The sequence below is a fragment of the Arthrobacter sp. Leaf337 genome (genome assembly GCF_001423745.1).
GTDB lineage: Bacteria > Actinomycetota > Actinomycetes > Actinomycetales > Micrococcaceae > Arthrobacter.
On the sequence record NZ_LMPC01000027.1, the window covers coordinates 35857 to 62052 of the forward strand.

The 26196-nt window shown below is 62.6% G+C and carries 18 protein-coding genes and 3 pseudogenes; 7 read left to right on the forward strand and 14 right to left on the reverse strand.

Annotated elements, in window-relative coordinates; all coding sequences use genetic code 11:
• Nucleotides 1–11: 11 nt before the first annotated feature.
• On the reverse strand, nucleotides 12–4553 hold the full coding sequence (locus ASF98_RS17525) for an RCC1 domain-containing protein (RefSeq protein ID WP_156372454.1): 4542 nt from the start codon (nucleotides 4551–4553) through the stop codon (nucleotides 12–14).
• 256 nt (nucleotides 4554–4809) lie between these two features.
• Here ASF98_RS17525 and ASF98_RS17530 point away from each other — a divergent pair, with 256 nt between their 5' ends.
• Both ASF98_RS17530 and ASF98_RS17535 read left to right on the forward strand, forming a co-directional pair.
• Nucleotides 4810–5280 (forward strand): hypothetical protein, encoded by a 471-nt coding sequence (locus ASF98_RS17530; RefSeq protein WP_055804484.1) that lies wholly within the window; start codon nucleotides 4810–4812, stop codon nucleotides 5278–5280.
• Between the two features lie 102 nt (nucleotides 5281–5382).
• Nucleotides 5383–6804 (forward strand): hypothetical protein, encoded by a 1422-nt coding sequence (locus tag ASF98_RS17535; protein WP_055804487.1) that lies wholly within the window; start codon nucleotides 5383–5385, stop codon nucleotides 6802–6804.
• Between the two features lie 431 nt (nucleotides 6805–7235).
• Here ASF98_RS17535 and ASF98_RS17540 read toward each other — a convergent pair whose 3' ends face one another.
• The 4 genes from ASF98_RS17540 to ASF98_RS24240 form a co-directional block, all read right to left on the reverse strand.
• Entirely contained in the window at nucleotides 7236–8009 is a 774-nt protein-coding gene (locus ASF98_RS17540; protein ID WP_055805081.1) for a response regulator transcription factor, read from the reverse strand.
• Between the two features lie 265 nt (nucleotides 8010–8274).
• Complete coding sequence (locus ASF98_RS24230; RefSeq protein ID WP_156372455.1) at nucleotides 8275–8412, reverse strand: hypothetical protein; 138 nt, start codon at nucleotides 8410–8412, stop codon at nucleotides 8275–8277.
• A gap of 207 nt (nucleotides 8413–8619) precedes the next feature.
• The gene (locus ASF98_RS24235) at nucleotides 8620–8763 is read right to left on the reverse strand and encodes a hypothetical protein (protein WP_156372456.1); all 144 of its coding nucleotides are present in this window, start codon (nucleotides 8761–8763) and stop codon (nucleotides 8620–8622) included.
• A gap of 63 nt (nucleotides 8764–8826) precedes the next feature.
• Nucleotides 8827–8985 carry a hypothetical protein gene (locus ASF98_RS24240; RefSeq protein WP_156372457.1) on the reverse strand — a complete coding sequence of 53 codons (159 nt, stop codon included), beginning with the start codon at nucleotides 8983–8985 and terminating at the stop codon, nucleotides 8827–8829.
• A 381-nt stretch (nucleotides 8986–9366) separates the two neighbouring features.
• On the opposite strand from ASF98_RS24240, the gene ASF98_RS17545 reads away from it, so the two are divergent.
• Nucleotides 9367–9909, forward strand: coding sequence for a hypothetical protein (locus tag ASF98_RS17545; RefSeq protein ID WP_055804489.1), 543 nt, complete (start codon nucleotides 9367–9369; stop codon nucleotides 9907–9909).
• 89 nt (nucleotides 9910–9998) lie between these two features.
• Here ASF98_RS17545 and ASF98_RS17550 read toward each other — a convergent pair whose 3' ends face one another.
• Nucleotides 9999–10568 (reverse strand): DUF6919 domain-containing protein, encoded by a 570-nt coding sequence (locus ASF98_RS17550; RefSeq protein ID WP_055804491.1) that lies wholly within the window; start codon nucleotides 10566–10568, stop codon nucleotides 9999–10001.
• Between the two features lie 494 nt (nucleotides 10569–11062).
• Between ASF98_RS17550 and ASF98_RS17555 the strand changes: the two genes are divergently transcribed.
• From ASF98_RS17555 to ASF98_RS17565, 3 genes are read left to right on the forward strand one after another with little or no spacing between them, the layout of a single operon-like run.
• Complete coding sequence (locus ASF98_RS17555) at nucleotides 11063–12490, forward strand: glycosyltransferase family 2 protein (RefSeq protein ID WP_055804496.1); 1428 nt, start codon at nucleotides 11063–11065, stop codon at nucleotides 12488–12490.
• A gap of 2 nt (nucleotides 12491–12492) precedes the next feature.
• Entirely contained in the window at nucleotides 12493–12831 is a 339-nt protein-coding gene (locus ASF98_RS17560) for a hypothetical protein (RefSeq protein WP_055804499.1), read from the forward strand.
• A gap of 3 nt (nucleotides 12832–12834) precedes the next feature.
• On the forward strand, nucleotides 12835–13980 hold the full coding sequence (locus ASF98_RS17565) for a glycoside hydrolase family 26 protein (protein WP_055804503.1): 1146 nt from the start codon (nucleotides 12835–12837) through the stop codon (nucleotides 13978–13980).
• Between the two features lie 260 nt (nucleotides 13981–14240).
• On the opposite strand, the gene ASF98_RS24885 is transcribed toward ASF98_RS17565, so the two are convergent.
• The 6 genes and pseudogenes from ASF98_RS24885 to ASF98_RS17590 all read right to left on the reverse strand — a co-directional run bounded on the left by ASF98_RS24885 (nucleotide 14241) and on the right by ASF98_RS17590 (nucleotide 22563).
• A complete protein-coding gene (locus ASF98_RS24885; protein WP_156372466.1) occupies nucleotides 14241–15692 on the reverse strand; it encodes an S-layer homology domain-containing protein in 1452 nt (483 codons plus the stop codon).
• Between the two features lie 2591 nt (nucleotides 15693–18283).
• Nucleotides 18284–19548, reverse strand: a pseudogene (locus ASF98_RS17575) (IS256 family transposase).
• 52 nt (nucleotides 19549–19600) lie between these two features.
• A pseudogene (locus ASF98_RS17580) lies at nucleotides 19601–20061 on the reverse strand (MBL fold metallo-hydrolase); the annotation flags it as partial.
• Nucleotides 20062–20450: 389 nt separating this feature from the next.
• Entirely contained in the window at nucleotides 20451–21695 is a 1245-nt protein-coding gene (locus tag ASF98_RS17585) for a S8 family serine peptidase (RefSeq protein ID WP_055804506.1), read from the reverse strand.
• A 246-nt stretch (nucleotides 21696–21941) separates the two neighbouring features.
• A pseudogene (locus ASF98_RS25200) lies at nucleotides 21942–22193 on the reverse strand (DUF6919 domain-containing protein); the annotation flags it as partial.
• A 109-nt stretch (nucleotides 22194–22302) separates the two neighbouring features.
• Nucleotides 22303–22563 carry an S-layer homology domain-containing protein gene (locus ASF98_RS17590; protein ID WP_055804509.1) on the reverse strand — a complete coding sequence of 87 codons (261 nt, stop codon included), beginning with the start codon at nucleotides 22561–22563 and terminating at the stop codon, nucleotides 22303–22305.
• Nucleotides 22564–23121: 558 nt separating this feature from the next.
• Here ASF98_RS17590 and ASF98_RS17595 point away from each other — a divergent pair.
• Nucleotides 23122–23487: a hypothetical protein gene (locus tag ASF98_RS17595; RefSeq protein ID WP_055804511.1), complete on the forward strand. Its 366-nt coding sequence runs from the start codon at nucleotides 23122–23124 to the stop codon at nucleotides 23485–23487.
• Here ASF98_RS17595 and ASF98_RS17600 read toward each other — a convergent pair.
• Together ASF98_RS17600 and ASF98_RS17605 are read right to left on the reverse strand one after the other, a co-directional pair.
• A complete protein-coding gene (locus ASF98_RS17600) occupies nucleotides 23453–24598 on the reverse strand; it encodes a hypothetical protein (protein ID WP_055804514.1) in 1146 nt (381 codons plus the stop codon). The two genes, ASF98_RS17595 and ASF98_RS17600, sit on opposite strands and share 35 nt — an antisense overlap.
• 122 nt (nucleotides 24599–24720) lie before the next feature.
• Nucleotides 24721–25779: an acyltransferase family protein gene (locus ASF98_RS17605; protein ID WP_055804516.1), complete on the reverse strand. Its 1059-nt coding sequence runs from the start codon at nucleotides 25777–25779 to the stop codon at nucleotides 24721–24723.
• Nucleotides 25780–26196 lie beyond the last annotated feature (417 nt).

Genomic DNA, 26196 nt, shown 5'->3' on the forward strand with positions numbered 1-26196 from the left:
TCCGGGTAGCACTAGGGACCACCAACTTCGACTGGCGTGAGCCGTGTCTGATAGGTTCCGTCGCCCAGCTGGCCATAACCGTTGTCGCCCCAGGCATAGAACGTCCCATCGGTTGCAAGCGCGTATGCTGACCTGGCGCCGGCCACGACGCTCCGCGCCGGGGGGAGGCCGGCAATCTGCATGGGAAGGGACTTCTTCCACGGCCATTGGAGCGAAATGCCCAGCTGACCGTAATAGGTGTCGCCCCAGCCCCAAACAGTCCCGTCTGATTTCAGCGCATAAACGGTTGAATAGAAGCCGCTGATACTTTCGACGCCGCTCAGGCCCGGCACCTGAACAGGAGTGCTCCGGTGCTGGTCTGTTCCGTCGCCCAACTGCCCCTGCAAACCGTAGCCCCAGGCCCATACAGTGCCGTCGCTATGCAAGGCGTACGCACTTCCCCATCCTGATGTCACGGAGCGGACGTTGCTCAGCCCCACTACCTGCACGGGAGTCAACCTGGTGATCTCGGTTCCGTCGCCGATCTGGCCCACTACATTGGCACCCCAGGCCCATACAGTGCCGTCTTCAGCGAGTGCGTAGGCGTTGCCCGAGCCTGCGGCCACGGACCGGACCTTGCCGAGGCCCTGGACCTTGACGGGCAGCAGGCGGTTCGTTGTGGTCCCGTCCCCGAGCTGTCCGTCATAGTTGTGGCCCCAGGACCACACGCTGCCGTCCGCGTCCACGGCATAAACACTGTAGTAGCGCGTGGAGATGGACGTAATGTTTGAAAGGCCCGGAACTTGAACGGGCTGCAGTCGCGTCGTGGTCGTCCCATCACCAAGGGTTCCCCCGTCGTTGTATCCCCACGACCACACCGTCCCGTCAGACTTCAAGGCGTAGGCGGATCCCGTACCTCCCTCAATAGCCACAACATCCGTCAGGCCTACGACGTCGCCCGGCAGCGCGCGGCTGCCTGTGGTGCCGTCGCCCAAGGAGCCGTCGCCGTTGTAGCCCCACGACCTGACGGTTCCTCCGTAGTTAAGGCCGTAGGCAGAGGCGTATCCGCCTGCCATCGCTCTGATGTCTCCTGGGCTATGTTCTTCCGGCGGCGGCGTAGGATCCGGATCGGGCGCGGGATCCCCCGGCGGGAACGCCGCATCAAGATCCGACTCCCACTCGTCCAGGATGTATCTTGCTGAAATTGAGAGGGGCACGCTGTCGAAAAGTGTCTTGTCAATGATCGGGATTGTAATTCTTACGGCGACTTTGAGCTCGCCCTCTATGAACACCCGCACTGCAAAGCGATAACCGGCCGCGTCGCCGGTCACTTGGCCAAGGGCACCGGCCTGCATACCGATGACGAATACCGGACCGCCGACGTCGTAAAGCTTGGTGATCGCGTCAACAGTCGGGCCCATGCTGGCTTCGATGGAGCCTGCCACCTGGGCATCCCCGTTCCTTCCGTACACCGGTGTCTTGTAGGTCGTCTTCGGTGCTGTGCTCTTGTTCTTGATACTGGGTCCGCCGACGGTCGAAGCACTAAAGCCAATATCCTGGGTCCGGTGCACACCCAAGGCCACGGACACGGAGGCCTTGGCGGAGAACCTGCTTTCGAAGGAAACATCCAACGCGTTGGTTATGACCACCGGGACTGGTCCAATGAAAAAGACCTGCGACGGCAAGTCGATGGTGAAAAGCCGATTCTTGAGTGCTTCGGTTGTCTCGACCTTGAGAAAAGCCTCCGCAGTTACATCCACTTTTGTGGACGTCGTCAGAACCACACTGAATTCGTGCACCGTCACGTTGACTTTTCCCCAGTCGAACGACTGGGAAATCTTCGACACCACGCGAAGCCCGAGGCCTATCTGTGCGTTCCCTTCGAGCGCGATCCCGCCGGACGCTTTCATTGCCGCTTTGCTGGCTGCCAAGGTTGCGTCCGAGGCCGCTGACAGGTCCTTCTTGGGCTGGCCGGTCTCAAGCGCAAACTTGACCGCCATGGACAGAGACTCGTGGTGGTCAAGAATCACGCCGTCGTCTGATGCCTCAGCTCGTCCCAGCGCCTCGGGCCGAAGGACCTGGCTGGACGCCGGACCCGCAGAGCCGGCCAGGGTCTGCGCGTCCCCCGCATTCTGGTACGGAGCCAAGTCCACGTCCGCTCCGGTGGCTACAGTCACCGGTTGCACGCCCTCGTCCACCGCCACTACAGGGGTGTCGCCGGGCGCAGGGCTAGCTTCCTTGACGGCTGCCGGGTTCATTCCGTCGAGGACTACCGTTTGGTCGAAGTCGGACTGGTGGATGGCTTCCGTGAGGGTCGCAGGGACTGTGCGCGCCACCCAGCCCGCGGCAGTTTCATCAACCGATACCACGCGGCGGAGGAATCCGTTGGGAGCGGCCGCGACGGCTTGGGATGCAACAATCTCACCCGGAACAGCGGGTGGCTTGCTGTCAAAAAGTATCTTGTCCGGCGTAACCGCCTTAGGGGCGGCCGAACTATCCGTCGGGTCGAGAACCACAACGTCCGCAGCAACCACCGTTTCAGTTGGCCCGGGAAGCGTCGCCGTCACAGAAATACTCGCCGATGATCGGGCACCTGCCCTGTCGGTTGCCCTGACTTCAAAGGTGTAGGAACCGGATGCCGGAACACTCGTTTCCAATGTCCACCGTGTGCCTTGGGGGGTCTGCCGAACTCGAGGGAGTCCAATCAGGTTTCCGGAAACATAGACCTCCATGGCCGACAGGCTGGTGCGGTGCGTCCCCAGGGTGCCTTCCAGCGTGAGGCTGCCCGAGGCGCTCATGTCTATGGTGGCCCCTTGGGCCGGGCTGGTAACTTGCACGGACAAGCCCGAGTCTCCGGTTGCAGCCGCATTCGCTGCCAGCAGCGTTCCCAGCGGGAGGATGGTGGCAGCACCGGAGCCGGCGCTGAGACTCAGCTGCGTTTCGGAGCCGTCGAGAGGGATGAAAGCGAGTTGCGGGGCCGCGCCGGCAATGGCGTCAACCACGGAACCACCGCGTTCGGCGCCCCCGGCGGCCAGTACGGGCGCGCCTTCTACGGGCGCGCCTTCTACGGGCGCCGCTGAGACCAAGGCCAAGAGAACGGCACTGTCCGCTGGCGCAGCGACCTTCACGCCGGCGCCTGTGCCGCTGGCAATCTTCACTGTCTGCCCCGCGCCGGAGGGACTTGGAAGGTAGCTACCCGACACGTTCACCCTCGAGGAGTCTGCTGTGTGGTCGGGGATATAGCCGCGCACGTCCAGACGCAGCGAACCTGATCCTTCCTTCATCGATGCGGGCACCGATCCATCGTCTGACGGCGTGAGCACCGTGGAGATGATGTTGATGCCGGCGCGGACCGGAAGCAGCTGCCCGGCAAGGTCGAGCGTAGTGTCCTGGCTGCTGCGTACATCTACGGTGACGTAGACCCCTCGGACGCCGGTCGCCGGCACGCCCCCGGCGCCCGTGAGCCCGACCCGGCTTTCGTTGGCGGTCAGCGAGGCACCCCCAAGGCCCTGTGCAGTGTCTGCGCGCGTGACAGGTCGGTCTAGCACAATCGTGGAGCCCGGGGACGCCGCGTTGCCGTCGAATGTCGCGATGAGTTCCACCCGTACGGTGCTCGCCGACGAAGCATTCAGGACTGCTGCGGCGTTGTTCAGGGGCGCGAGCACTGTTGTTGAAGCTGCCCCTCGGGCCTCCACATGCAGGGCGGGTACTCCGTTAACGGACAGCACTGTTTCTGCTTGTGCATTTCTGACAGTGAGCCGGATCAATGCAGATGCGTGCCCGGCCGCACGCGCGCCCAGGTTGGCTGTGACGTCCTTCCCCGCCGGCAAAGGCTGGTCGCGCGCACTGAACCGGAACATGAAGGCAGCCATGGCATCCCTATTCACAGCCTGCAGGGGCCGGTAGGAGCGGCTGGCGCCCCCTTCGCTCCAGCCGGTGGAAATCCCCGTGGCTGCCAGCCAGGTAATTTCCTTGTAGAACTGATTGCCCCCGTCCAAATCAACAAACGGAGACACAGCGGGCGGTGTGAATTCCGGTTTGCCGGCCATTCGGTACATGAACGCGGCCATGGCGTCCCTGTTGACCGGTTGCAGCGGCCTATAGGTTCTGAAACCGTTACCTTCGACCCATCCTGAGGAAATACCCTGGGAGGCGAGCCACGCTATTTCTTTGTAGAACTGGTTATTGGGGGCTATGTCCGTGAACTGAGACTGAGCCGGAGCGTCGAAGGGTTGCTTTCCCAGAAGCCGATACATAAAAGCGGCCATGGCGTCCCTGTTAACCGGCGCCACTGGCCGGTAACTTCCGTCAGGCCATCCAGTGGAAATATCCTGGGCAGCCAGCCAGGTGATCTCGCGGTGGAACTGGTTATCGCCGGCAACGTCGACAAACGACTTTGCGCCGGAGGACGTCATGGCATCGGCATACACAGCGCCGGGAGGTTCCTGCGCCTGTACATACGGGCGTGACAGGTCCGCCCGGGCCGGCGCAACGCCTGCTGCCACCAGGAGAACTGCCAGGCAGCCGGCGAGAAAAAAGTCCCATGGTTTGCGGCTCGTAAATGCAGTCGTCAACGTCTCCCCCAAAAGTTGCCTCTCCGGCCTGATGGGATTCTACGGGCAACGTGCCCAAGGAACTATGAATTGGCGAAATACGACTCAACGGGGTTACAAGAGTTACAAGAGTGATAGAAGTGACAAAAATAAGCTTTAGTGAATCTTGATCATTTCTTTGAACCTGCTTGATGATCATCCCGAAGACTCGATCTATCGGAGCCGGACAGGCCTCGAAGGTCTGCGGATAAGCCGCACAAGTTCAAGGGGTACTGGAATGAGCAAAGTAGCTGGACGCAAGAAGCGCATCATCATCACCACCGCTGCCATGGTGGCAATCGGCGGCGGCGCGGCTTTCGCGTACTGGTCCGCAGTTGGCGTCGGCACCGGTGCGGCAACCGCCGGCCAGACGGTGGCGTTCAAGGTCCTCAGCAGCCCGGCCACCGGCGACGCCTTGAGCCCCGGCGGCCCCATCCAGACTGTTGCTTTCACGGTCAAGAACGAAAACACCGGTTCGCAGAACCTGGCAAGCGTGACCGCCAAGGTGGCCAAGGCTGACGGCACGGATTGGGTTTCCGGAACCTGCTCAGCTGCCGACTTCACTGTCACCTCGCCCTCCATCGCTACCGGCCAGCTTGCCGCAGGGGCTACTGCCTCCGGCACGGTCACCATCCAGATGGTCAACAAGGCCGCCAACCAGGACGATTGCCAGGGCGTCACGGTACCGCTGTACTTCGAAGCAAAGTGAAGGGGTAGCGCGCTGACGCTCCTTCTCAACACCGTCAGGTTCATTCCCCAATGGTGAACGTGGCACCCCACCACCCCCAAAGCCGATGTCGAAAAGGTGCGTATGTCCGGCAGGCACAACACCAGCTCCCCCGAATGCCCACGCGGCTTCCGGCGGGGGCTGGTGCTGTTTCAGCGCCTGATCCGTCGCGGCATTGCGGTCTGCGTCGCACTGGTTCTTGCGGTACTTTTGGGAGCTCCGGCAGCATCCGCATACTGGTCGGCAACCGGAAAGGGAAGCACGACGGCGGCCGTCACCACTCTGGCGCCGCCCACCAATGTGACGGTACCGTCGAGCAGCAACTCGAACGTGTCCGTGTCCTGGACAGGGTCGGCCGGGACGCCCGCAGCGACGGGCTACTTCGTCAGCCGCATCACCGGTTCCACATCCGTTCTGGCCTGTGGCAGCAGCCCGGCATCGCCGATAGCAGGCACCAGCTGCACGGACTCCTCGGTTCCAGAGGGTACGCACACGTACTTGGTCACCGCTGTCCACCGCTCCTGGACTGCGGTCAGTGCAGCCAGCGGAAACGTCACGGTGAACAACATGGACACCATCAACTTCATCGTCCAGCCGGCAGCCAGCGCAACGGCCGGGGCTTCCCTGCAGGGCGTGACCGTGGAGCTTCGGACTGCACTGGGGCTCAAGCTGATGAAGCCCGGGGTGCAGATGACCATCGGCATCGGCAACAATCCGGGCGGAGGGACGCTGTCCGGCACACTGACGGCGACCACCGATACATGGGGTGAGGCCACGTTCACGGGCCTGTCCATCAACAAAGCCGGCACCGGTTACACGCTGCTGGCTTCCAGCCCCGGCGTTTCCGGGTCGGTGAGCGCCCCGTTCACTGTCACGGCAGCGGCCGCCGCGCAGCTTGTGGTCACGGGTCCCGCTGCTGGCACAGCGTCCGCAGCCGCTAACATCGGGCCGTTCACTGTTCAGCGCCAGGACGCCTATGGAAACCCAGTGATCGCCGGCAACACCGCGCTTACACTCTCCTCGAACTCCAGCGGCACCAAGCTGTTCGCTACAACGGCTGGCGGATCCGCCGTCACGACGGTGACGATTGTCGCGGGCTCCGCGTCGGCGTCGTTCTACTATGGCGATACCAAAGCCGGTTCCTACAGCGTTAGCATCACCGCCGCAGGGCTGGCGCAGGTTTCGACGCCGGTTAATGTTTCGGCTTCCACGGCCGCGATCATTGAGTTCGTTCAAGGGCCGGTCGGCACGGCCAATGGGCAAACGATGGCGCCTGTTACTGCCCAGGTCCTGGATGCCTTCAGGAATCCGCTGATCACGAGTGCTAACCCCGTGACCATCACCAAAGTCGAACAGTCCGGTAACCTGAGGGGCGCAACACCGCAGTATCTCGCCGGCGGTCTGGCCACCTTCAGCGGGCTCTCGATCACCGGTAAAGGCGCCTATCACCTGATGGCGCATTACGGAACACTGAGCGTCACCAGCGCGGGCTTCAATATCACCTGAACGTCGGATCCGGTTCAATCTGAAGCGGTCGGTGCCTCCTTGGCCGGGGCTCGAGTTGTCGGAGGATAGGGGCATAAGTCCCGATCAATAGGCTGAGTATTGCAGCTTTGCCGCCCAGCCAGGGGCAAATCGGCAACCCGCCCGTCCCGCTGTCCGGTTAACCCGCGCTCACCTGCCTTTTAGCGACTGTAGTTGCTTTCGCACTGGCAGGGGCTGCAGCACTGATACTCGGCCCGACAGATCTGTTCCATCACAAGGCGCTTCAGGTTGGGACCGGATGCCTTGCCTTGACAGTGGTCGCCGCCACCGTGTGTGGAAGCGTGGGCTACGTCCGGGCCCACCGCCGGGACATGGTGATGGGCAAGGGTGCGGTGCAGCTAATTGACACCGCCTTGCCCCCTGAGATCGCTTCAGGGCGGCGCTGCGTGGCTCTACGACGGCCCCTCGACCTGTTCCGGCCTGGTCGGCGGGAGTCTGTACCCCACGCCGCGGACCGTCTGCAGCCATCGCGGATCTTCGCGGTTGTCCCGGAGCTTGCGGCGAAGATTGCCGATGTGGACCTCAACCGCCCGCTCATCGGCTTCGCTGACATAGTCGTTATCGCCGTAGTAGTCGCCACGGACAACCCGAACCAATTCACTCCTGGACTTTACCGCTCCGGCTCCGCGCATCAACTCGTGCAGGAGATCGAATTCGCTGCGCGTCAATTCGACAGGAGCCCCGCCCAGGACGGCCGTCCGGCTCCTGGCGTTCAGCGCCAGGCCATTATGCCGGAGCAGGCCCGGGGTGTTAGCAGCCGTGCGCTTTTCGGCCGCGAGATCTGCGGAGGAGTCTTGCCTAGGCCGACGCATCATCGCCGATATCCGGGCTCGCAACTCCAGAGGCCGAAATGGTTTGGTAATGTAGTCATCAGCCCCGCCTTGAAGAGCTGTCAGCAGATCAGGCTCGTCGGTCCTGCCGGTGAGCATGACGACATAAGCGCCGCTGAACTGACGGATACGGCGCAGAACTTCGAACCCGTCAATATCCGGAAGCCCGATGTCCAAGGTCACCACATCCGGCTGCTTTTCCCTTGCGACGTCCACACCCATGCGGCCATCGGATGCGATATGAACTACAAATCCCGCCTGAAGCAACACGGACTGCAAGAGATTGCGCACGTCGGCGTCATCCTCAATGACTACAGCCACGCCTAAATCGCTCATGGCCCCCCCATTCGCCCGGGCAAACCGCGCCAGCCCAGCCCCACCGCGGTATTCATGCCACATTTTCTAGGCTACAAGAAGCGGGTTTGTTCGCCTAACTTGTTGCTACGAACGTGCGCCGGGAAGCCGAATCGATTCGGGGTTGTCTATCCCTGGAACAGCGCCGCTGCCACCACGCCCGCGGTGATCACCACGAGGACGCCGAGCAGCAGGTAACCGCGCCACTTGGGGCCGGAGCGGTGCGGATTGATATCTACGTAGGGCATTACCGGCGGACCTTTACGGGAACGGGCTTCGCTGCGGCGCCGCGCTTGAGGCGGAGCAGCAGGTACAGAGCGGTGAACGGAATGAACAGGGTTCCCATCAATGCGCACAGCGCAAAGGCATAGTCGGTCAGGGCCACGGAATTACCTCCAGAATGCGTCGTTGCACTCGAGGCTGGCACGCTACGTGGAAACTTTCGCGCTAACGGCCGGCAACGAACGGTGGGATCCCCCATGTCGGATCGTGGATCACTCTATGGTGGCCGCACCTGATTTGTCCAACGCAGTATAGGCGCGCCACAAAACCTGTCAACTGGATGCCGGTTTTAGGCCGTGTGATTCCCGACTCAGCGACCCAGCGCCATCCACACCACGACGGCGGTGGCAGCGGCCAGCGCCGCCAGCCCCACGTTGGCCAGCACGCGCAAACGCCGCTTCCGCACCTCACGCCGCCAATCCCTGGACGTCAGACCACTCGTATATTTCCCCATGACGGCGATAGTACCTGCACAATGTTTCAGGAAAACCAAGTCAAGCGGTTTAAGACGCAGGAATTAGTGCGAGAACCCGTTCGCATCCCGCAGCGGGAAAGAGTTCCGGGTTTCCGGGGGCATGTTCTGCTGGTCCAGCCAGGATCGGACGGGGTACGGATCATCAGCGACGATGTTCCTCGCCACGAAGCGGCGGAACGCTTCCTTGATGGCTCTAATCATGCACTTACGCTACGGGCCTCCAACTCCTCTAGACAGAGTGGTCTGTACTCGTCTTTTCGGGGTTTCACCACTCGTAAGAGGATGTAAACGGTACTTGCTTTTCCGGAAGAGCGGCAAGAGTGTTAGCGGGCATTTCAGCAATTCAATAACAGCGAAAACCCCCTGCTTTTAAAACATTCGCACCGCATCTAGCGCCACTTCCCGGCGGAGGAGCATACTTTTAACGCCGCCCCAATCGATGGATATTCTCCACCCGGACGGCCCAACACCGGCCGTACCCATCGGGTCCGCCGGCATCCTGGCGAAGGCAGGGCATCCCGCCCCGTGCTTCGCGTCCCTTGCCGAACAATAATCTCGGGTCTCAGAGGGTTGGAAGAAAAAATGAGGAATCGCACCAGAACAGGACTGATGTCCATGGTGGCCGCAGCGGTGCTGGCCGTGGGGCTCGCACCCGCAACCGCCGTTGCGCATGACGGGTCCGGGCGCGGCGGCGACTCGGACAAAAGCGACGACTGGAAGAAGAATTCGCAGCAGCGCAAGCTGGTCAAAACGCTGCGGGATGTCACTGACGATTACCGCTGGCTGGATAACGCAAAGAGGGACGGCTACAAGAAGATTACCGAATGCATCGAGAAGGACGGCGTCGGCGCGATGGGATTCCATTACGCCAAGGAATCCTTGATCGATGACAAGACCCAGGCCCGCAAGCCGGAGATTCTGGTGTACATGCCAAATGATCGCGGACGCATGAAGCTGGTGGCGGTGGAGTTCCTGTCCACGGCAAAGGACCGGCCGGAGATCGCCGGACTGGACTTCGATAACGGGCCGTTCCCGGGTTCTTTTGCCCTGCACGCCTGGGTATGGAAGGACAATCCGGACGGCATGTTCGCGGCGTACAACCCGGACCACAAGTGCCCGAAGTAGCTGACTCCTAACAAAAGGTCACTCACGAAGGGTGGCGGCGCCGCGGTCCTGCCCGGTTGCCGCCACCCTTCACAAAGGTTGCAGGGGTCTCAGCCCTTCGCGGTGATCAGTGCATTCTGCAGGAGGGGAACCAGCTTAGAGTTCCGGCCCCAGACGGGGTCGAAGATCTGCAGTTCCCAGCACTCGGCCAGCGACTTGGCCAGTGTCTCGTTGGTCCAGTCCGTGTAGGTCTCGTGGGCATAGGATGGACCGCCGGAGCTGCCCAGCCAGGTGAACTCCCTCGCCCCGTCCAGCGTCACGCAGATCTGCCCGTTGCCCGACTCCCCCGGAGGGAACACCAGCACCACCAGGTCCGTTTCAACAAGCACTGCCGAGATGACGGCTGCCGACTGTTCCGTGCACCGGCCGGTCACAAAGGCCCGCTGCCCGTGGCCGCTGGATATCTCCGCCCCGGGCTGTGAGTCGTCCGTAAGGAAGCCAAGCCGGTTGATGGCGGCCAGGGCGTCGCTCATGGGGCCGTTCTCGCCAGCGTACTGCGGCGCGGCATAACCGGGCACGAAGCTGAGGGAACCCTCAAGCCAGCGCGCAGTCAGTTCGCAAGCGCCTTCAAGCGTGGTGCAGTTGCGCCACGCGTCCTCGTCGGGGACACCTTCAAACATGCAACTATCTCCTTCAAGTTCCCCAGTAGTCACAAGCAGAATGTATCACTGCTCACACTGGTTACGCTTCGTCACTTGTGTAACACATTGGTGATTACGGGGGCCGTGCGCGAATGACGAGTGTTAGGCATGAGCAGGAAGTTTCTCAGTTGGCAGGAGTTAAACAAGTAGCCTGGCATGAAATCCGAGTGGTGGACTGCTACCAGTGCGTACCAATTCGGGTATCCCCTACTGGTGTCACCCGGGGAACCTCTCCGTAGGGTCGGACGTACTGAGGAAACGACCGGGTGGCAGAAACGGAGCGAGTCCCGATGCAGGTCCGGGCCACAAGCGGCCCGGGTGCCGGCGACGGACCCGTTTTTTGCGTTTCTGGCATTCATCGAATTCCCTCGCGGTATTGATCCCCGTTGACCGGCGGCCATCCGGCGGCGGGTGCATCCGAGCGTCTTCCTCGTTGCCCCTGCAAAACTACTGCCACCCTGGGACGGTGCCCCATGCCCGATTCGATCAATTTAGTCCTCACCATCCTCGGCCCTGTCGTGTTCGTCGGTGTTTCCCTCATAGGCGTGCGGATGGCCTCCTACTGGTGGAGTTTCCTGTTCCGTTGGAAGCGCTTCCGCCGCAGCAAGCCCGTCTCAACCGACGATCTGCACGCCTTGGACGTGCCCTATGTCAAAATCCAGATCACCACCCGCGGATCAGCGGGGAGCACGGAAGTGATAGCGCGGGGAATCCGCAACATTGTCGCACTGGCGTTGGAGGATCCGGCTTTCTACGGCCGGTTCCTGTCCGTGGAGGTCGTGACCGAATCAGCGGCGCAGCCGGACGTGTTCCGGAACGCTTTCCGCGGCTCGCCCATCGTCGTTGACACCCTCGTCGTCCCGCACGTATACGAAACACCGAACGGCACCCGGCTCAAGGCCCGGGGGCTGCACTACGTGGTGGAGCAGCGCCGCGCGCTGTGGAACCGGAAACCGGGGCGGACCTTCATCGTCCATTACGACGAGGAAAGCGTTATGGTCCCGGCCGAGCTGCGCAAACTCATCGGTTGCCTGGCCACAACAAACAAAAGAATCCTCGAAGGTCCTATCTACTATCCGCTGGAATACATGCACGCCTCTGTCCTCTGCCGCGCCATGGAAGCCAACCGCCCCATCGGCTGCTACGAATGCCGTCAGGTCATGGAGTCCGGCGCTCCCCTGCATCTGCACGGATCAAACCTCGTCATCGACGAGTCGCTGGAAAACGATATTGGCTGGGACATCGGCTGCCTCGACGGCCAGCCGTTCATTGCCGAGGACTACGTATTTGGGATGAAGGCTTTCACCGGCTACGGGACGGACGTCTTTGGCTGGCACGGGTGCGTCATGCTCGAACAGCCTCCCTTCTCCGTCCGCAGTGCCTTCAAGCAGCGATACCGGTGGATTTTCGGGGTCCTCCAGGGGATGAACGCCATGAGCCGCAATCCCCTCTTCAAGTCGCTGCCCCGCAGGACGAGGACATCCTTGGTATGGGGCACCCGCTACCGGATCGGCACCTTCGCCCTCGGAGCGGTAGTCGGTGTGCTCTCCGCAATCATCTTCCCTGTGTTCCTGGTCCGATCCATGGAATCGCTGCTATTCAACAATGAGGCTCCGCTGCCAGCGCCAGGGAGCGCGTGGCTCGCCCTCGTGGGAATCATGTGGATGGGCTCGGTCTTCATCGGAGCCTGGCACAACGTCGCAGACGCCGGCCTGGACCGCTGGAGCCGCACGGCGGAAATAGCCAGGGCCCTCGTCGCGGCCCCGGTCGCCGGCCTGATCGAAAGCTCGGCAGCGCTCTGGGCCGTTCTCCAGTGGGCCGGGGGAATGCGCGAAGTCAGCTGGGTACCCACCCCTAAAACCAAACAAGCAGACCTCCAAAGCATCAGGAGCGGTGACTAGCCATGGAACAAAGCACCTCCATCCTCATCAACAACTCGCCCCTAGTCGCCGAAGGAGGCTTCCACCCGGAAACCCATGCCCGGGGCCACTACACCGTGGTCAACCTGCACGCGTCGTCGTCCGTGCAGCGCGCCCTGCTCAGGTCACAGATCAGCTGCGTAGCCCTGGTGTTCGCGGCCCTCCTCCTGGCCGGTGCGTACATCCTGATCCCGCTCGCAATGGCCGTGCACTTCGCGGTTCATCCGGTCCTGCTGTCCGTCACGATCGCAGCAGCCCTCCTGACTGAGTTGGCGCTGTTGGTGACGTTCATCGTCCTGAAAACCGAAAAGCCATCGGAGTAACCAATGGAGAAGCCCCCGATTTTCAGGAACCTTGCCCTCCTGATGTCAGTCATCGCGCTGACCACCGGCGGCCTCGCGGTCACCTTCAACGAAGCCCCGGGCAGGTTCCCGCTCCCGCCGGCGGGCCAGACCTACTTCGGCATCCAACTCGACTCCGAATTCGACGACGTGGAGGGCTACGCCGCCCGACTCGGTTCAACCCCGGCCCTCTACGGACGCTACGTGAATTTCCCGCTGACCGCCGAGGACGAATACCTCGTCAGCAACGAGATCCAGGACCTCGCCAAGAACCGATCGTCCCTAATGCTCACCATCGAACCAAGAAAGGACCTCAGCGTTGTGACCCCGCAGTCGCTCACGGACCTGACCCGGGCCCTGACCAACTGGAACCGTAAGGGGGTACCTGTCATGGTCCGGTTCGCACACGAAATGAACGGTTCCTGGTACCCGTGGGCCCAGCAGCCGGCAGCCTACATCGACAAGTTCCGCCAGGTCGCCGACGCCGTCCATAAATCCCCGGCATCGGCCATGCTCTGGTCCCCCAACGAAGGCGGAGGCTACCCCTTCGAAGGCGGCCCCTACGCCGCCCGAGGCGGCACCCCGGACTTCCAGGCCCTCGACACCAACAAAGACGAAAAAGTCAACATGGACGACGACCCCTACGCCCCCTACTGGCCCGGAGACGACGCCGTGGACTGGGTCGGCCTGTCCCTGTACCACTTTGGCTATGCCTACCCCTGGGGCGAGAACACAGTCCCGGAGCCCGGCAAGCTCGCGGCCAAGATCTCCGGTATGTACAAGAACCCCGATTCAGACCAGACCGCCGTACCGGATTTCCACGCCGAATATGCTGCCGGGCACCACAAGCCGTTCGCGATCTCGGAGACAGCTGCTTTCTACAACACCTCGCGAAGCGACGGCGCCCCGGAACTGACGATCAAGGAAGCGTGGTGGAACCAACTCTTCGACCCCGACCTCCAGCAACGGTTCCCCCAACTCAAACTTGCCGTCTGGTTCGAATTCTCCAAAGAGGAAGACCAGCCCGGGAACCCCGTCATCGACTGGCGAACCACCGCAGATCCGGCCACCGGTGAAGCCTTCGCCCAGGCATTGCCCAACCGCTTCGCCATGGCGCCGCTGAAGAAATAGGAAGACACCCCCATCGGCGGTCCTGGGAGACCGCAGCCGATCAGCCGGGTCCCTGCTGCGCATCTGATCGTTCCTGAATCATCCGGCGGCATGGCCGCCGCCGGGGCCTGCCGGGTCATGGGCCGGCAGGCAGCAGGGCGGGCCGACGGCTGCCAGGACCAGCATCACGCTGGAGGGCAACCGTCGGCCCCCATCCGCCCCTGCCGCCCGGCCAGAACCACGGACTTGCCGCAGCCCCGGGTGCCGCAGCCCTGGGCCGCTTAGTGGAGGAGACTGTCCAGGCGGAAGAGGAACGCCGCCATCGCGTCGCGGCTGATGGGCTGCAGCGGCCGGTAGGACCGCGCTCCCCCGGACTCGGTCCAGCCGGTGGAGATGCCGTTCTCGGCCAGCCAGGACATCTCCTTGTAGAACTGCTGGCCGGTGGAAACGTCGGCAAACGGTGACACCGCCGGCGGGGTGTAGTCCGGCGACCCGGCCATCCGGTAGAGGAACGCCGCCATCGCATCGCGGCTGATCGGCTGCAGCGGCCTGTAGGACCGGCTCCCGTCCGCTTCGGTCCAGCCGGTGGAGATCCGCTGTTCAGCCAGCCACGCCATCTCCTTGTAGAACTGCTGACCGGTGGACACGTCAGCAAAGGGCGATGCCGCAGGCGGCGTGTAGGCGGGCGAACCTGCCATCCGGTACAGGAACGCCGCCATGGCGTCGCGGCTGATCGGCTGCAGGGCCCGGTAACTCCGGCTCCCATCCCCTTCAGTCCATCCCGTGGAGATCTTCCGCTCCGCCAGCCAGGCCATTTCCTTGTAGAACTGCTGGCCCGTGGAAACATCCGCAAACGGCGAGGTAGCCGGCGGCTCGTAGGCGGCGGCCGTGGTCTTGAACGTGGCCGTCCATTCCGCTGCGGCATCCGAGGCCAGGACGTAGTCGGCTTTGGCGCGGGCTGTGACAGTCACCGTGCCGATTCCCGCGTGGGTCCCGGCTTCCACAGCCTGGCCACCCACCAGATAGTCAACGCCGTCTGTCGACGGCACCGTGTAGGTGTCGTCTGCAGTGCCGTCTTTGTCGGAGAAGACGACGGCGGCAGGTGTCACGGCGTAGGGGGTCGCCTTGAAAGTGGTTCTCCACTCGGCGGTAGCGCCTTCGGCCAGGACGTAGTCCGTCTTGGCTCGGGCGGCGACGGTGACCGTCCCGGTGCCGGGGTAGTCCCCTGCCCCGGTGAGGATGCCAGCCACGAGGTACTCGACACCGACCGTGGTCGGAACCGTGTACTTATCTTCGTCGGTGCCATCCTTGTCGGTGAACACGACGGCGGCAGGAGTCACAGTGTAGGGGGTCGCCTTGAACGTGACAGACCATTCGGCTGTGACACCCTCAGCCAGGAAGTAATCCGCCTTCGCCCGAGCCTTCACTGTGACGGTCCCCGACCCCGGATGCGTTCCGGCTTCAACTTCGGTGTCGCCGAGCAGGTACGCAACGCCCTCGGTGGCCGGAACTGTATAGCTGTCCTCGGCGGTGCCGTTCCTGTCCGTGAACACGACAGCGGCAGGCGTCACCGCATACGGAGTCGCTTTGAAGGTGAAGGACCACTCCGCGGTCGCGCCCTCGGCCAGGACGAAATCCGCCTTGGCCCGCGCCTTCACAGTGACTGTCCCGGATCCCTGGTGCGTTCCTGCTTCGACGACGGTGTCCCCGAGGAGGTATTCGATGCCTTCCATCGACGGAACCGCGTAGGTATCCTCGGCGGTGCCGTCCTTATCGACAAATACGACGGCGGCGGGAGTCGCCGAATAGGGCGTCGCCTTGAAGGTAGTGCTCCACTCGGCAGCCGCGCCTTCGGCCAGGACGTAATCGGCCTTTGCCCGAGCCTTGACTTNCACGGCGGCGGGAGTCGCCGAATAGGGCGTCGCCTTGAAGGTAGTGCTCCACTCGGCAGCCGCGCCTTCGGCCAGGACGTAATCGGCCTTTGCCCGAGCCTTGACTTTCACAGTTCCCGACCCCGGATGAGTCCCAGCCTCAACGACCGCTTCGCCGAGCAGGTACTCAACACCCTCGGTCGCAGGGACGGTGTAGGTGTCCTCGGCGGTGCCGTCCTTATCGACAAATACCACGGCGGCGGGAGTCGCCGAATAGGGCGTCGCCTTGAAGGTAGTGCTCCACTCGGCAGCCGCGCCTTCGGCCAGGACGTAATCGGCCTTTGCCCGAGCNACGGCGGCGGGAGTCGCCGAATAGGGCGTCGCCTTGAAGGTAGTGCTCCACTCGGCAGCCGCGCCTTCGGCCAGGACGTAATCGGCCTTTGCCCGAGCCTTGACTGTCACAGTTCCCGACCCCGGATGGGTCCCAGCCTCAACGACCCCGTCGCCCACCAGGTACTCAACCCCCTCGGTCGCAGGGACCGTGTACGTGTCCTCGGCCGTGCCGTCCTTATCGGCAAATACGACGGCGGCAGGGGTCACCGAGTAGGGCGTCGCCTTGAACGTGGCGCTCCACTCCGCGGTCGCGCCCTCAGCCAGGACGTAATCGGCCTTGGCTCGTGCTCGCACGGTAACTGCGCCGGTGCCCGGATGAGTCCCAGCCTCAACGACCGCGTCGCCGTGCAGGTACTCAACGCCCTCGGTCGCCGGAACTGTGTAAGCGTCCTCCGCAGTGCCGTCCTTGTCCGTAAATGTCACCGCTGCTGGCGTCACCCTGTAGGGAGTTGCCTTGAACGTGGCGCTCCACTCTATGGGGGCGCCACCCGCGAGGACGTAGTCCGGCTCCGCCCGAGCCCTAACAGTAACGGTCCCCGAGCCCGCGTATATTCCCGGTTGCACGACGGTGTCGCCTAGGAGGTAGTCGACACCGTCTGTGGCCGGAACCGTGTAGGTGTCCTCCGCTGTCCCGTCCTTGTCAGTGAAGACGACTGCCAGCGGCGATTTCTGATGTTCGGCGTCGACGACGGTGAAGGTGAGGAACTCCAAGCCCAGGCCATCCGTAGGGTTCAAAGTTTGCGTCCGGTTTCCCGCGACATCCATGTACTCGACAAACCCGATCCTGTAAGTCCCCGCTGCCCACGTAAGAGCGTCCACAGTTGCTAGAGAATAACCGCTGCTCAGATCACCAACACGAGATTCGGCACCCCGCCCGAAAATCCGTTGCGTCTTACCCGGCCCGTACAGCCAGAACTCAACATGGGCAATGTCAGACGTATCCGAAACCGTCCAGGCAAAACCGACCATCTCCCCCGGCCCAACTACCTCCGGCGACACCAAAGACACACTCGTCAACGCCGGCGGCGTGACATCCGGAGCGGTTCCTTCAACGGTGAAGGTAAGGAACTCCAAGCCCAGGCCATCCGTAGGGTTAAAAGTTTGCGTCCGGTTTCCCGCGACATCCAGGTACTCGACAAACCCGATCCTGTACGTTCCCGCTGCCCACGTAAGAGCGTCCACAGTTGCTAGAGAATAACCGCTGCTCAGATCGCCAACACGAGATTCGGCGCCCCTCCCGAAAATCCGTTGCGTCATACCCGGCCCGTACAGCCAGAACTCAACATGGGCGATGTCAGATGTATCCGAAACCGTCCAGGCAAAACCGACTGTCTCCCCCGGACCGACAACTTCCGGCGACACCAAAGACACACTCGTCAACGCCGGCGGCGTGACATCCGGAGCGGTGCCTTCGACAGTGAAGGTCAGCAGTTCCAGCTCCAGGCCATCCGTAGGATTCAGGGTTTGCGTCCGGTTTCCCGCGACATCCATGTACTCGATAAACCCGATCCTGTACGCCCCTGGGGACCAGGTAAGTGCGTCCACAACCGCGGAAGAATAACCACTGCTCAGATCGCCAACACGAGATTCGGCACCCCGCCCCAAGATCCGTTGAGTCTTGCCGGGACCGTACAGCCAGAACTCAACATGGGCGATGTCAGATGTATCCGAAACCGTCCAGGCAAAACCGATTGTCTCCCCCGGACCGACAACTTCCGGCGACACCAATGACACACTCGTCAACGCCGGCGGCGTGACATCCAGAGCGGTCGCCGCACTCGCTGCGGGTGACGTGAATACGAGGAGGATAACGAAGGTAGCAGCGAGACCGACCGAAAACCAACGACGAATTTTGAACCCCCAGATGTCAGCAAGGCACCAGAGCCAGATACGCTACCCCGCCCCCAACACCCGCAATGCAGAGTCAGAATAGCCCATCCATTGAAGATTCATGCAAAACCCGCAATGCGGAGTACTGAACGCTAGAGGGTACGCGAAAGCGCACCGTCCCTTAGTGGTGGGGCCTGTCAGATTAACGGTAGGTCTGGCCTGGCATGTGATTAATTGATTCTGTTCTCGAATGCGATCGCGAACGCGTTCAATGCCGGCTTCCACCTCGTGGCCCATCGTGCCCGGCCCTGCCCTGCCCTGTGGGGTCAAGGGACCGGGTCACGAGGTAGAGGCATTTCAGCGCCGCGGCATCATTCGGGAAATGGCCCCTAGCCCGTACCGCGCGCCGGTAGCGGGCGTTGAGGGATTCGATTGCGTTGGTCGAACAGATCACCCGGCGGATCTCGGCGTCCCAGTCAAGGAACGGGGCGAACTCGGTCCAGGCGTTGCGCCAGAGCCGTCCGATCGCCGGGTACTTCGTGGCCCATTTGGCCTCGAATTCCCTGAACCGTTCACGGGCTGCAGCCTCGGTCGGGGCGGTGCATACGGGCTTGAGGTCCCGTGCGAGCTCGTCCCAGTGCTGGCGGGGCGCGTAGCGGAAAGTGTTGCGGATCAGATGGATCACGCACGTTTGGACGGTGGCCTGTTCCCAGACCGCGGTGATCGCCTCGGGCAGGCCCTTGAGCCCGTCGCAGACCGAGATGCACACGTCCTCCACGCCGCGGTTCTTGATTTCGGTCAGGACCCCGAGCCAGTACTTCGCGCCCTCCCCGCCGCCGTCTCCGGCCCAGATTCCGAGGATGTCGCGTTCACCGTTCACGGTGACGCCCAGGACGACGTAGAAGGGCTTATTGCGCACTTGCCCGTCGCGGACCTTGACGTGAATAGCGTCGATGAAGACCACCGGGTAGACGCGGTCCAGAGGCCTGTTGGTCCATTCGGCCATCTCCTCCGAGACCTTCTCCGTGATCCGGCTGATGGTGTCCTTGGAGACAGTGGCGCCGTAGACGTCATCGAAGTGCGCCGCGATCTCTCCGGTCGTCAGGCCACGGGCGGTCAGGGACAAGACGAGCTCGTCGATCCCGTCCAGGCGGCGCTGGCGCTTCTTTACGATCTGCGGCTTGAAGCTGCCTTCGCGGTCCCTGGGAACATCGATCTCAACGGGGCCGACCTCTGTGAACACGGTCTTAGTCCGGGTCCCGTTGCGCACGTTCCCGTGCTCGGCCGCCCCGTGCCTCACGTGGCCGAGGTGCTCGGTAAGCTCCGCCTCCAGGGCGGTCTCGAGCACGTTCTTCGTCAGGCCCGCCAGCAGCCCACCCGGGCCCAGCAGGCTCACGCCCTGCTCGCGTGCCTGCTCCAGCAGCGCCTCCGCGAGCTCCTTCTGATCAATGATCTCTCCGGTCATGGGATCGATCATCTCTGCGGTCTCGGTCATAGCCTCGCCTTTCGGTCAGGCCACGCCGTTCCCACCGTTTTTCTTACAGTCCCTAGTGGTGCGCCTGCGTCTCCTGCAGTCTCTTGATGAACCAGCGGGACTGCTCCGCTCCGGCCCGTACGGCAGCACCGGGATCGCCTTGGTGGCGTCGCTGGGGGTGTCTCGGATGGACTGGATGGCCTGGCGGACGGCGGTGGACATGGTGTTGGCCATGGTCTTCACGAACTGGTCGCTGCAGGGTTCGCCGTGGCCCGGGATCAGGAATTCGTAGCGGTGCCGCAGCGCCGAGATGTGCCGCAGGGCATCGGCCCATTCTTCCGGAAAGGCGTCCTCGACGGACGGGTGAGAGCCCTGCTCCACCAGGTCGCCGGCGTACAGGGTGGTGGAGGTTCCCACCAGCAGGTCGCCGTCGGTGTGGCCGCGGCCCAGGTAGAACAGCGTGACGGTCTGGCCGCCGAGGTCCACCAGGACGGGCTGGTCCTTAACTATTGCGTTGGGGACCACGAGTTCGGCGTCGGCGTCGGCGTCGGCGTCGGCGCCTTCGCGAGCGCATGCCTGTTCAAATCGGCGCCCAAAGCTAATCCTCAGGGTGTTACATGCGCGCCGTTAAATGCCCTCCCGTCAAGTTGCTCGATCCGCCATGCGCCGCCGCGCCACTTTTAGCGTCCAATAGGCCTGGCTCAGGCCCGAGTTTCGTGCTGGTTGTGTTCAGCGGAAAGTCGAGTGAAGACAGCGTTGCTGCATGTTCCCGTCACAACTGGGCGGGCCTGAATCAGGTGTCGCAGCCTTGGCCCCGTGGTCCGCCGTTTGGGATATCCTTGCTGGCACCATAATGCGCGCCATAGGTCAACCGGCACGTCCTCAGGACCCCGGTTGCATCAGCGACTCAGCGGAGGAACAGGTCAGCCGTTCCGCCATTCAGCTCCTGCCGCCTGGGTGCCTTGGTTGCACGGCACCACGATGCCGTCCGCGGGGTTTTGGGTCATGTTCCCGCCCGGCGCCGCCACATCGACGGCTGCTCCGTAGTTGGAGTACGGTGCCAGATTGCCCGTGCGGGTGAGGGCGGCGACAGAGAGGACGTTCCGGCAGTTGGACGGACTGGCATCGGCAGCCGGCCGGTTCTCGTTGCCGGCAGCGGCGATCACTGCCGCCCCGGATTCGTAAGCGAAGTTGACGGCACTTTGGAAGGTTGCCGGGCAGGCCACGTTACCGCCGAGGCTCAGGTTGATGACGCGGGCGGGGTTTGGGTTCGCCGGCAGTCCGGCGACCGACCCGCCGGCGGCCCAGACGATACCGTCCGCGATGTCGGACATGTAGCCGCCGCAGGGCCCCAGGGCGCGGACCGGCAGGATCTTCGCCTCGGGTGCAACTCCGGAGATGCCGCTGGAGTTGTTGGCTGCAGCGGCGATGATGCCTGCCACCTGGGTGCCGTGCCATGAGGAAGGGCTGGCGGGTGCACCGTCACCGCACATGCCGGGCGGGGTCCAGTCACCTTCGTCGCGCCGGTTGGCGTCGCGGCCGCTGGAGTCCCTGGAGTAGGCGGGATCGGACATCATGTCGTAGCCGGGGAGCACGCTAGCATTCAGTTCCGAGTGGCTGGTGATCCCGGTGTCCACTACGGCCACCACCACGCCGGCGCCCCGGTTGAGTGACCACGCGTCGGGCATGTTCATTGTGCCGGGCCAGCCGCCGGACAGCAGTCCCCACTGCAGCGGATAGTACGGATCGTTCGGCTCCGCTGTCGGGTACATCCGGATGTCCGGTTCGGCGGATTCGACGGCGGGATCCCCCCTCAGCGCCTCCAGCGCCTTTTCGGTTTCGCCGGCATCCAGCGTGCGTTCGGCCCGCAGGACTCGGGCACCTGCGGCTGTTCCGCGGACGTCGGTCACAGGGACACCCAAGTTCCGGGCCGCTTTGCCGAGGGACTCTGTCCGCATGGGAGATCCCGCGGCGGTCTTGTCTTTGAACTTCACAATGAACTGGTCGGTGGCAGCACCGGTGCTGACGGCGGGAGCCGCCGGCGCAACCGGAAGCACCGGCGCGCCGTCAGCGGCAGCCGGGAGTGAAACCACGGAGCCGCAGACCAGCGCCCGGACACCGGGTATCAGTAAGCGGGCGGACAGACGGGTGCGCAGAGCGTGCAACATCGCGAAATCCTAGGGGCCAGGCGTCGCCCCCCCCCCCCAGGAGCCGGACCGCGGGAAATAGAGACCGCGGAATCCGCGTCAAGCACGAGTGTAACAACGTGTTTATGAATTGCTAGCCCTACGGCTCCGCCGGTTTTTAGTGGTGTGCCTCCGTCTCCTGCAACCGTTTGATGAACCAGCGGGACTGCTCGGGTCCGTAGGGCAGCACCGGGGAAATAATGGCTGCCGACTGCCCGTGCAGCGGCCGGTCACAAAGGCGCGCTGCCCGTGTCCGCTGGACATCTCGCTCCCGGGCTGGGAATCGTCCGTGAGGAAGCCAAGCCGGTTGATCGCGGCCAAAGCCTCGCTCATGGAGCCGTTCTCTTCGGCGTACTGCGGCGCGGCATAACCGGGCACGTAGCGGAGGGAACCCTCAAGCCAGCGTGAAGTCAGTTCGCAAGCGCCTTCGAGCGTGGTGCAGTTCCGCCACGCGTCCTCATCGGGGACACCTTCAAACATGCAACTATCTCCTTAAAGTTCCCCCAGTAGTCACATGCAGAATGTATCACTGCTCACACTCGCTATGCTCTGTCACTTGCGTAACACAACGGCGCGCAGGGACCATCCGTCAGGGCTGCACTTTGTAGCGGTACATGAACGCCGCCATCTGGTCCCGGAGGATGGAGGCTGCCGGCCGGAAAGTCTTGGACCCGTCCTCTTCAGTCCAGCCGTTGCTGATGCCCTGCTTGGCCAGCCAGGAGATCTCCTTGTAGAAGTTGTGCGTCGTGGGCACGTCGGCGAACGGCGACTCCGCCGGCGGAACATAGTCCTTCGGGCTGCGGCCTGCCGGAACAGGAAGGCCGCCATGTGGTCCTGATGAAAAGCTCACTCGACTACAACAAGGTCGCCTACAGGGGTAACGCGTTCTTCGTCATGACCGGTCGGCACGTTGAAACCAAGGGCAACGGCTCAGCGGGAACCACATGGACCGGCGCGGAAGGGCATTTCCAGCACACCGGGGCAGTGGCCCGCTCCGTGTTCAATGGTGTCCGCTTCGTCATCACCGGGGCGCATACCGAGCTACTCGACCTGTGGAACGGTGACGGCGACTTCATTGATGAAACCTCGCTGGACGCCTTTGTCTTCAACCAGCCGACATTCAGTTGGGGCACGGATGGGCCTGGTCGGCCTCGTTCGCCAGCCGTCTCGCGGTCTTCCCGCATAAGCCTTACGTCAACGAGACTAACGGGCGCCGGGGATCAAGCCGGGGGATTTTCCGTGGGGTTGGCACCACCGACTTGCGCCCGTACTTCGGCGCATCAGTTGTGCCAGGCCGGACTCAGACAGCAGCGCTGCCCACAGTTGTCCCGTCAATATCTGCAGGCGACGCGATGTCAAGGGTGCGGAAATCTTCGCCGACCAGTCCGGAACGAAGCCCATCTCGGCAGTGATCTGGGCTGCGCCGGCCACGGCAGCCGGGACCAACAACGCGATCTTCAAGGTTCCGGTCTACGTCGGCAGAATGTTCCTCGCGGACATCCGGGCGGACATCACCGTGACGGGATCCGACTCGCAGCGCGTTGGATACATCAACTTCAAAGCGCAGAACGGCGTCACCTTCATGTCCGCAGAAGCGGCCATGACGCTGACAACGGTTCCGACCGGGACCAACACGGGCCTGTCACTGCTGCCCACCTACTCGCAGCTCAAGGTTCCTGCAGGGACGCACTACGCGGAGATCGAACTCCAGCTCACGAAGATCCGCAACGGCGACTCGATCACCTTGTACCACCCGCAAGTGAACGTGGTGTAGGTTCCAACTCAGGCTCTGGAGTCCTCACTTGGGTGAGACTCCAGAGCGCGAGGATCGTGTAGCAGGCGAAAGCGATGGACTGGTTGCCGCCCCATGGGGAGAAGAACAGGTCCCAGATACCGTGGAGCGACGCGAATACGACGATGGGCATCATGGCGCCGTTCACGCGGATTATGGCGAGCACGAGCACTGCCAGGATGGCCACTGGCAACAGCACGCCGAGGACTCCGCCTTCGACCCACGCAGTAAAGAAGATGGAGTGAAGGGACACGCGGTGCCCGGCGCGGATCCAGACCGGCAGGTACATGGCCGGGTTGTGCATACCTAGGAAGTCCGCGACCCGGACGCCTTCCGCCAGTGTGATCGGATCGAGGCTCTGAACGTTGCCCCAGCCAAATAGTGGCTCTCGCATGATCATGGCAATGGACAAGGGCGATTCAGTGCGTCCGCCGAGGATCGCCGGTGTGTCATCGAGCGTCTGGCCGATGGTGCGCTGCTGAATCTCCAAGCCGAAGTACCCGGCCTTCATGGCCGACGGTAGGACTTCGGACAGAACGTAGACGATGATCCCGCCGACAATAGCTCGCATAGGCCGCCCCTTGCGTGGGCCGCCCTTCACGTAGATTGCGACCGCCGAGAGCATGCAGACCAAGCCCATTGATCTGTAGTCCCAGAAGATGCTGGCGATACCAACCAGGATGAGCATTGGGATAAGCATTGGCTTGGCGCGGGAGTTCATGAAGATGTAAACCAGAACTGTTCCCACGGGGTAGGCGATGCCGTACTTCCAAAGGTCATCGAACCCACCAAGCGTGTTTTCAGGCCGTGCGATCAAGTAGTACAGCAATTGCCCGAACGTGAACCATGCCAGGAGTTGCGCCGCCTCGATCTTGCTCGTGGTGATCCGGCTGAAGGCGAACAGGAAGATAGCGAACGACAGCGACTGCCCAACGTTCGAGTCCGGGATTTCAACGCCCTTGAACACGCAGACCAGTACGAAGGACGCCGAGCCGATCCCAGCAAACAGGAGGATTCGCTTCAGCCCGGCAGGAGCCTTGGTAGCGCTACGGAGCGGAAGCGTCGCGAGTGCGAGTATGAAGCCGAAGGGCATGGCCGTTCCAAGCATTGGAACGTTCGAGGCAAGTGCCACCAGACGACGGAAACCCAGCTTGTGATGTAGAGGCTGCTTATCACTTTGCGACAGGGTAGGTACTGGGATTCGACTTGCCTGCCTCACCGGGTGGCCCCCGCAGCTGACCGCTGCCTAGCCGGCGCAGCGCCAGCCGAACGCTTTGTCTTCAGCTTGAGCGCGGGCTTCTCCACCGATAGGAAGCTCGCAAAGGCAAGGGGCAGTGTGCATACGATGCTCAGCGTCACATACACCAAGGGCCCCAGTGCGTGAGCCCCGGCCAGGACTAGCAACTGCTGGACCGGAAAGGCGTACAGGTATGTCCCATAAGATATGTCCGTCTTGCTTCCGATGTGCCTCACCATCTTCGGCATGGAATTCCCAAGGTACATCATCAAATAGGCCGTCGGCAGGGCCGTCAGTGAGCGTCCGAAATCAAGAGCGCTGGCGGCTACGATAGCGACTGCCGCAAGTGCTGCGAGGCTCGCGAGCGACGGTATTTTCTCGGCGTAGGCGTGGAGCGCGGCGCCGGCGACGAAGAACGGAACCAGCAGGCCGAGCTCCCCAACGATTCCGCCGGTACCTCGTAGATCGATGACAACGCTGACCGCAGTCGCAGCGACAAGCGCAATCGGGAACAGGGCTACTGTCGTTCGAGCCTTCCTCCCCAGCAGTACGAGGCCGATCACGACGTAGCAGGCAAATTCGTAGCGCAAGGTCCAGAGGGAGCCGTTCCAGGCTTCCGGGTAAGGCGCCCCCGCCAGGGTCGTTCCGATATCACCGCCGCCAGCTTTGATCATCAGCGCGTTGCTGACCAGAAACTTCAGTCCGTCGAGCAGTGTCCACGAGCCGCGGAAGGCGCCTGCTAAGCCAGTTGCTGCGAAAGCTGTGAAGACCAGGCAGACCCAGTACCCCGGGAAAATTCGCAAGACCCGGCTCCACATGTACGTGCCCAGTCCGGACTGAAAACGACTGCGCGTAATGAGGTAGCCACTGATTGCAAAGAAACCACCAACAGCGAAATGGCCGAGGCTAAGATCGCCCACTGCCGGGTCTGGACCAAATCCGCCGATTGGAAATGAATGTGACACGATCACGAGAACCGCCAGCAAAATTCTGATCAGATTCAGGGCGTTGTCCCGCGTGATTTCTAGCGTTCTCATGTTTCCCCAGTCATTTCGTGGTCCGCCCATTCCACGCACCCATCCCGCTATCGTACTCGCCGTGCACTACGGTTCGGCTACTTCCCTTGCGTCAGGAATGCCACCAAAGGCCACAGGATCAAGAGCACTACCAAGTGAGCGCCCATCAAGCGATCGGGCTTATCCTCGGTCCGCCGAGTATCGTCTTCGCGTCGAGCGGCGAACCAGTTTGAAACGTGGTCGATCGGCCCAATGCGAGTCCCCCAAGGAAGAGTTGCAAGTATGCCCATAGTGTATCGGCTGACATAAGTTGCGTCACATGATGGGTGGCACCACGGCCGCAACAACATTTCGTCGGGTAAGGGATGCTGTAACACAGGTAGCAACAGGTAACATGCGTCACAAAGACGGGTATATGCCACTGTCGTTTACGCAGTA

Coding starts and splice junctions, on each gene's coding strand:
- ASF98_RS17565 (WP_055804503.1), top strand. CDS start 12,835: ATGGAGAAGCCCCCGATTTTCAGGAACCTTGCCCTCCTGATGTCAGTC.
- ASF98_RS24240 (WP_156372457.1), bottom strand. CDS start 8,985: ATGATTAGAGCCATCAAGGAAGCGTTCCGCCGCTTCGTGGCGAGGAAC.
- ASF98_RS17600 (WP_055804514.1), bottom strand. CDS start 24,598: ATGCCCTTCGGCTTCATACTCGCACTCGCGACGCTTCCGCTCCGTAGC.
- ASF98_RS24235 (WP_156372456.1), bottom strand. CDS start 8,763: ATGGGGAAATATACGAGTGGTCTGACGTCCAGGGATTGGCGGCGTGAG.
- ASF98_RS17560 (WP_055804499.1), top strand. CDS start 12,493: ATGGAACAAAGCACCTCCATCCTCATCAACAACTCGCCCCTAGTCGCC.
- ASF98_RS17605 (WP_055804516.1), bottom strand. CDS start 25,779: ATGAGAACGCTAGAAATCACGCGGGACAACGCCCTGAATCTGATCAGA.
- ASF98_RS17545 (WP_055804489.1), top strand. CDS start 9,367: ATGAGGAATCGCACCAGAACAGGACTGATGTCCATGGTGGCCGCAGCG.
- ASF98_RS17540 (WP_055805081.1), bottom strand. CDS start 8,009: ATGAGCGATTTAGGCGTGGCTGTAGTCATTGAGGATGACGCCGACGTG.
- ASF98_RS17550 (WP_055804491.1), bottom strand. CDS start 10,568: ATGTTTGAAGGTGTCCCCGACGAGGACGCGTGGCGCAACTGCACCACG.
- ASF98_RS24885 (WP_156372466.1), bottom strand. CDS start 15,692: ATGGAAGGCATCGAATACCTCCTCGGGGACACCGTCGTCGAAGCAGGA.
- ASF98_RS17555 (WP_055804496.1), top strand. CDS start 11,063: ATGCCCGATTCGATCAATTTAGTCCTCACCATCCTCGGCCCTGTCGTG.
- ASF98_RS17585 (WP_055804506.1), bottom strand. CDS start 21,695: ATGTTGCACGCTCTGCGCACCCGTCTGTCCGCCCGCTTACTGATACCC.
- ASF98_RS17535 (WP_055804487.1), top strand. CDS start 5,383: ATGTCCGGCAGGCACAACACCAGCTCCCCCGAATGCCCACGCGGCTTC.
- ASF98_RS17530 (WP_055804484.1), top strand. CDS start 4,810: ATGAGCAAAGTAGCTGGACGCAAGAAGCGCATCATCATCACCACCGCT.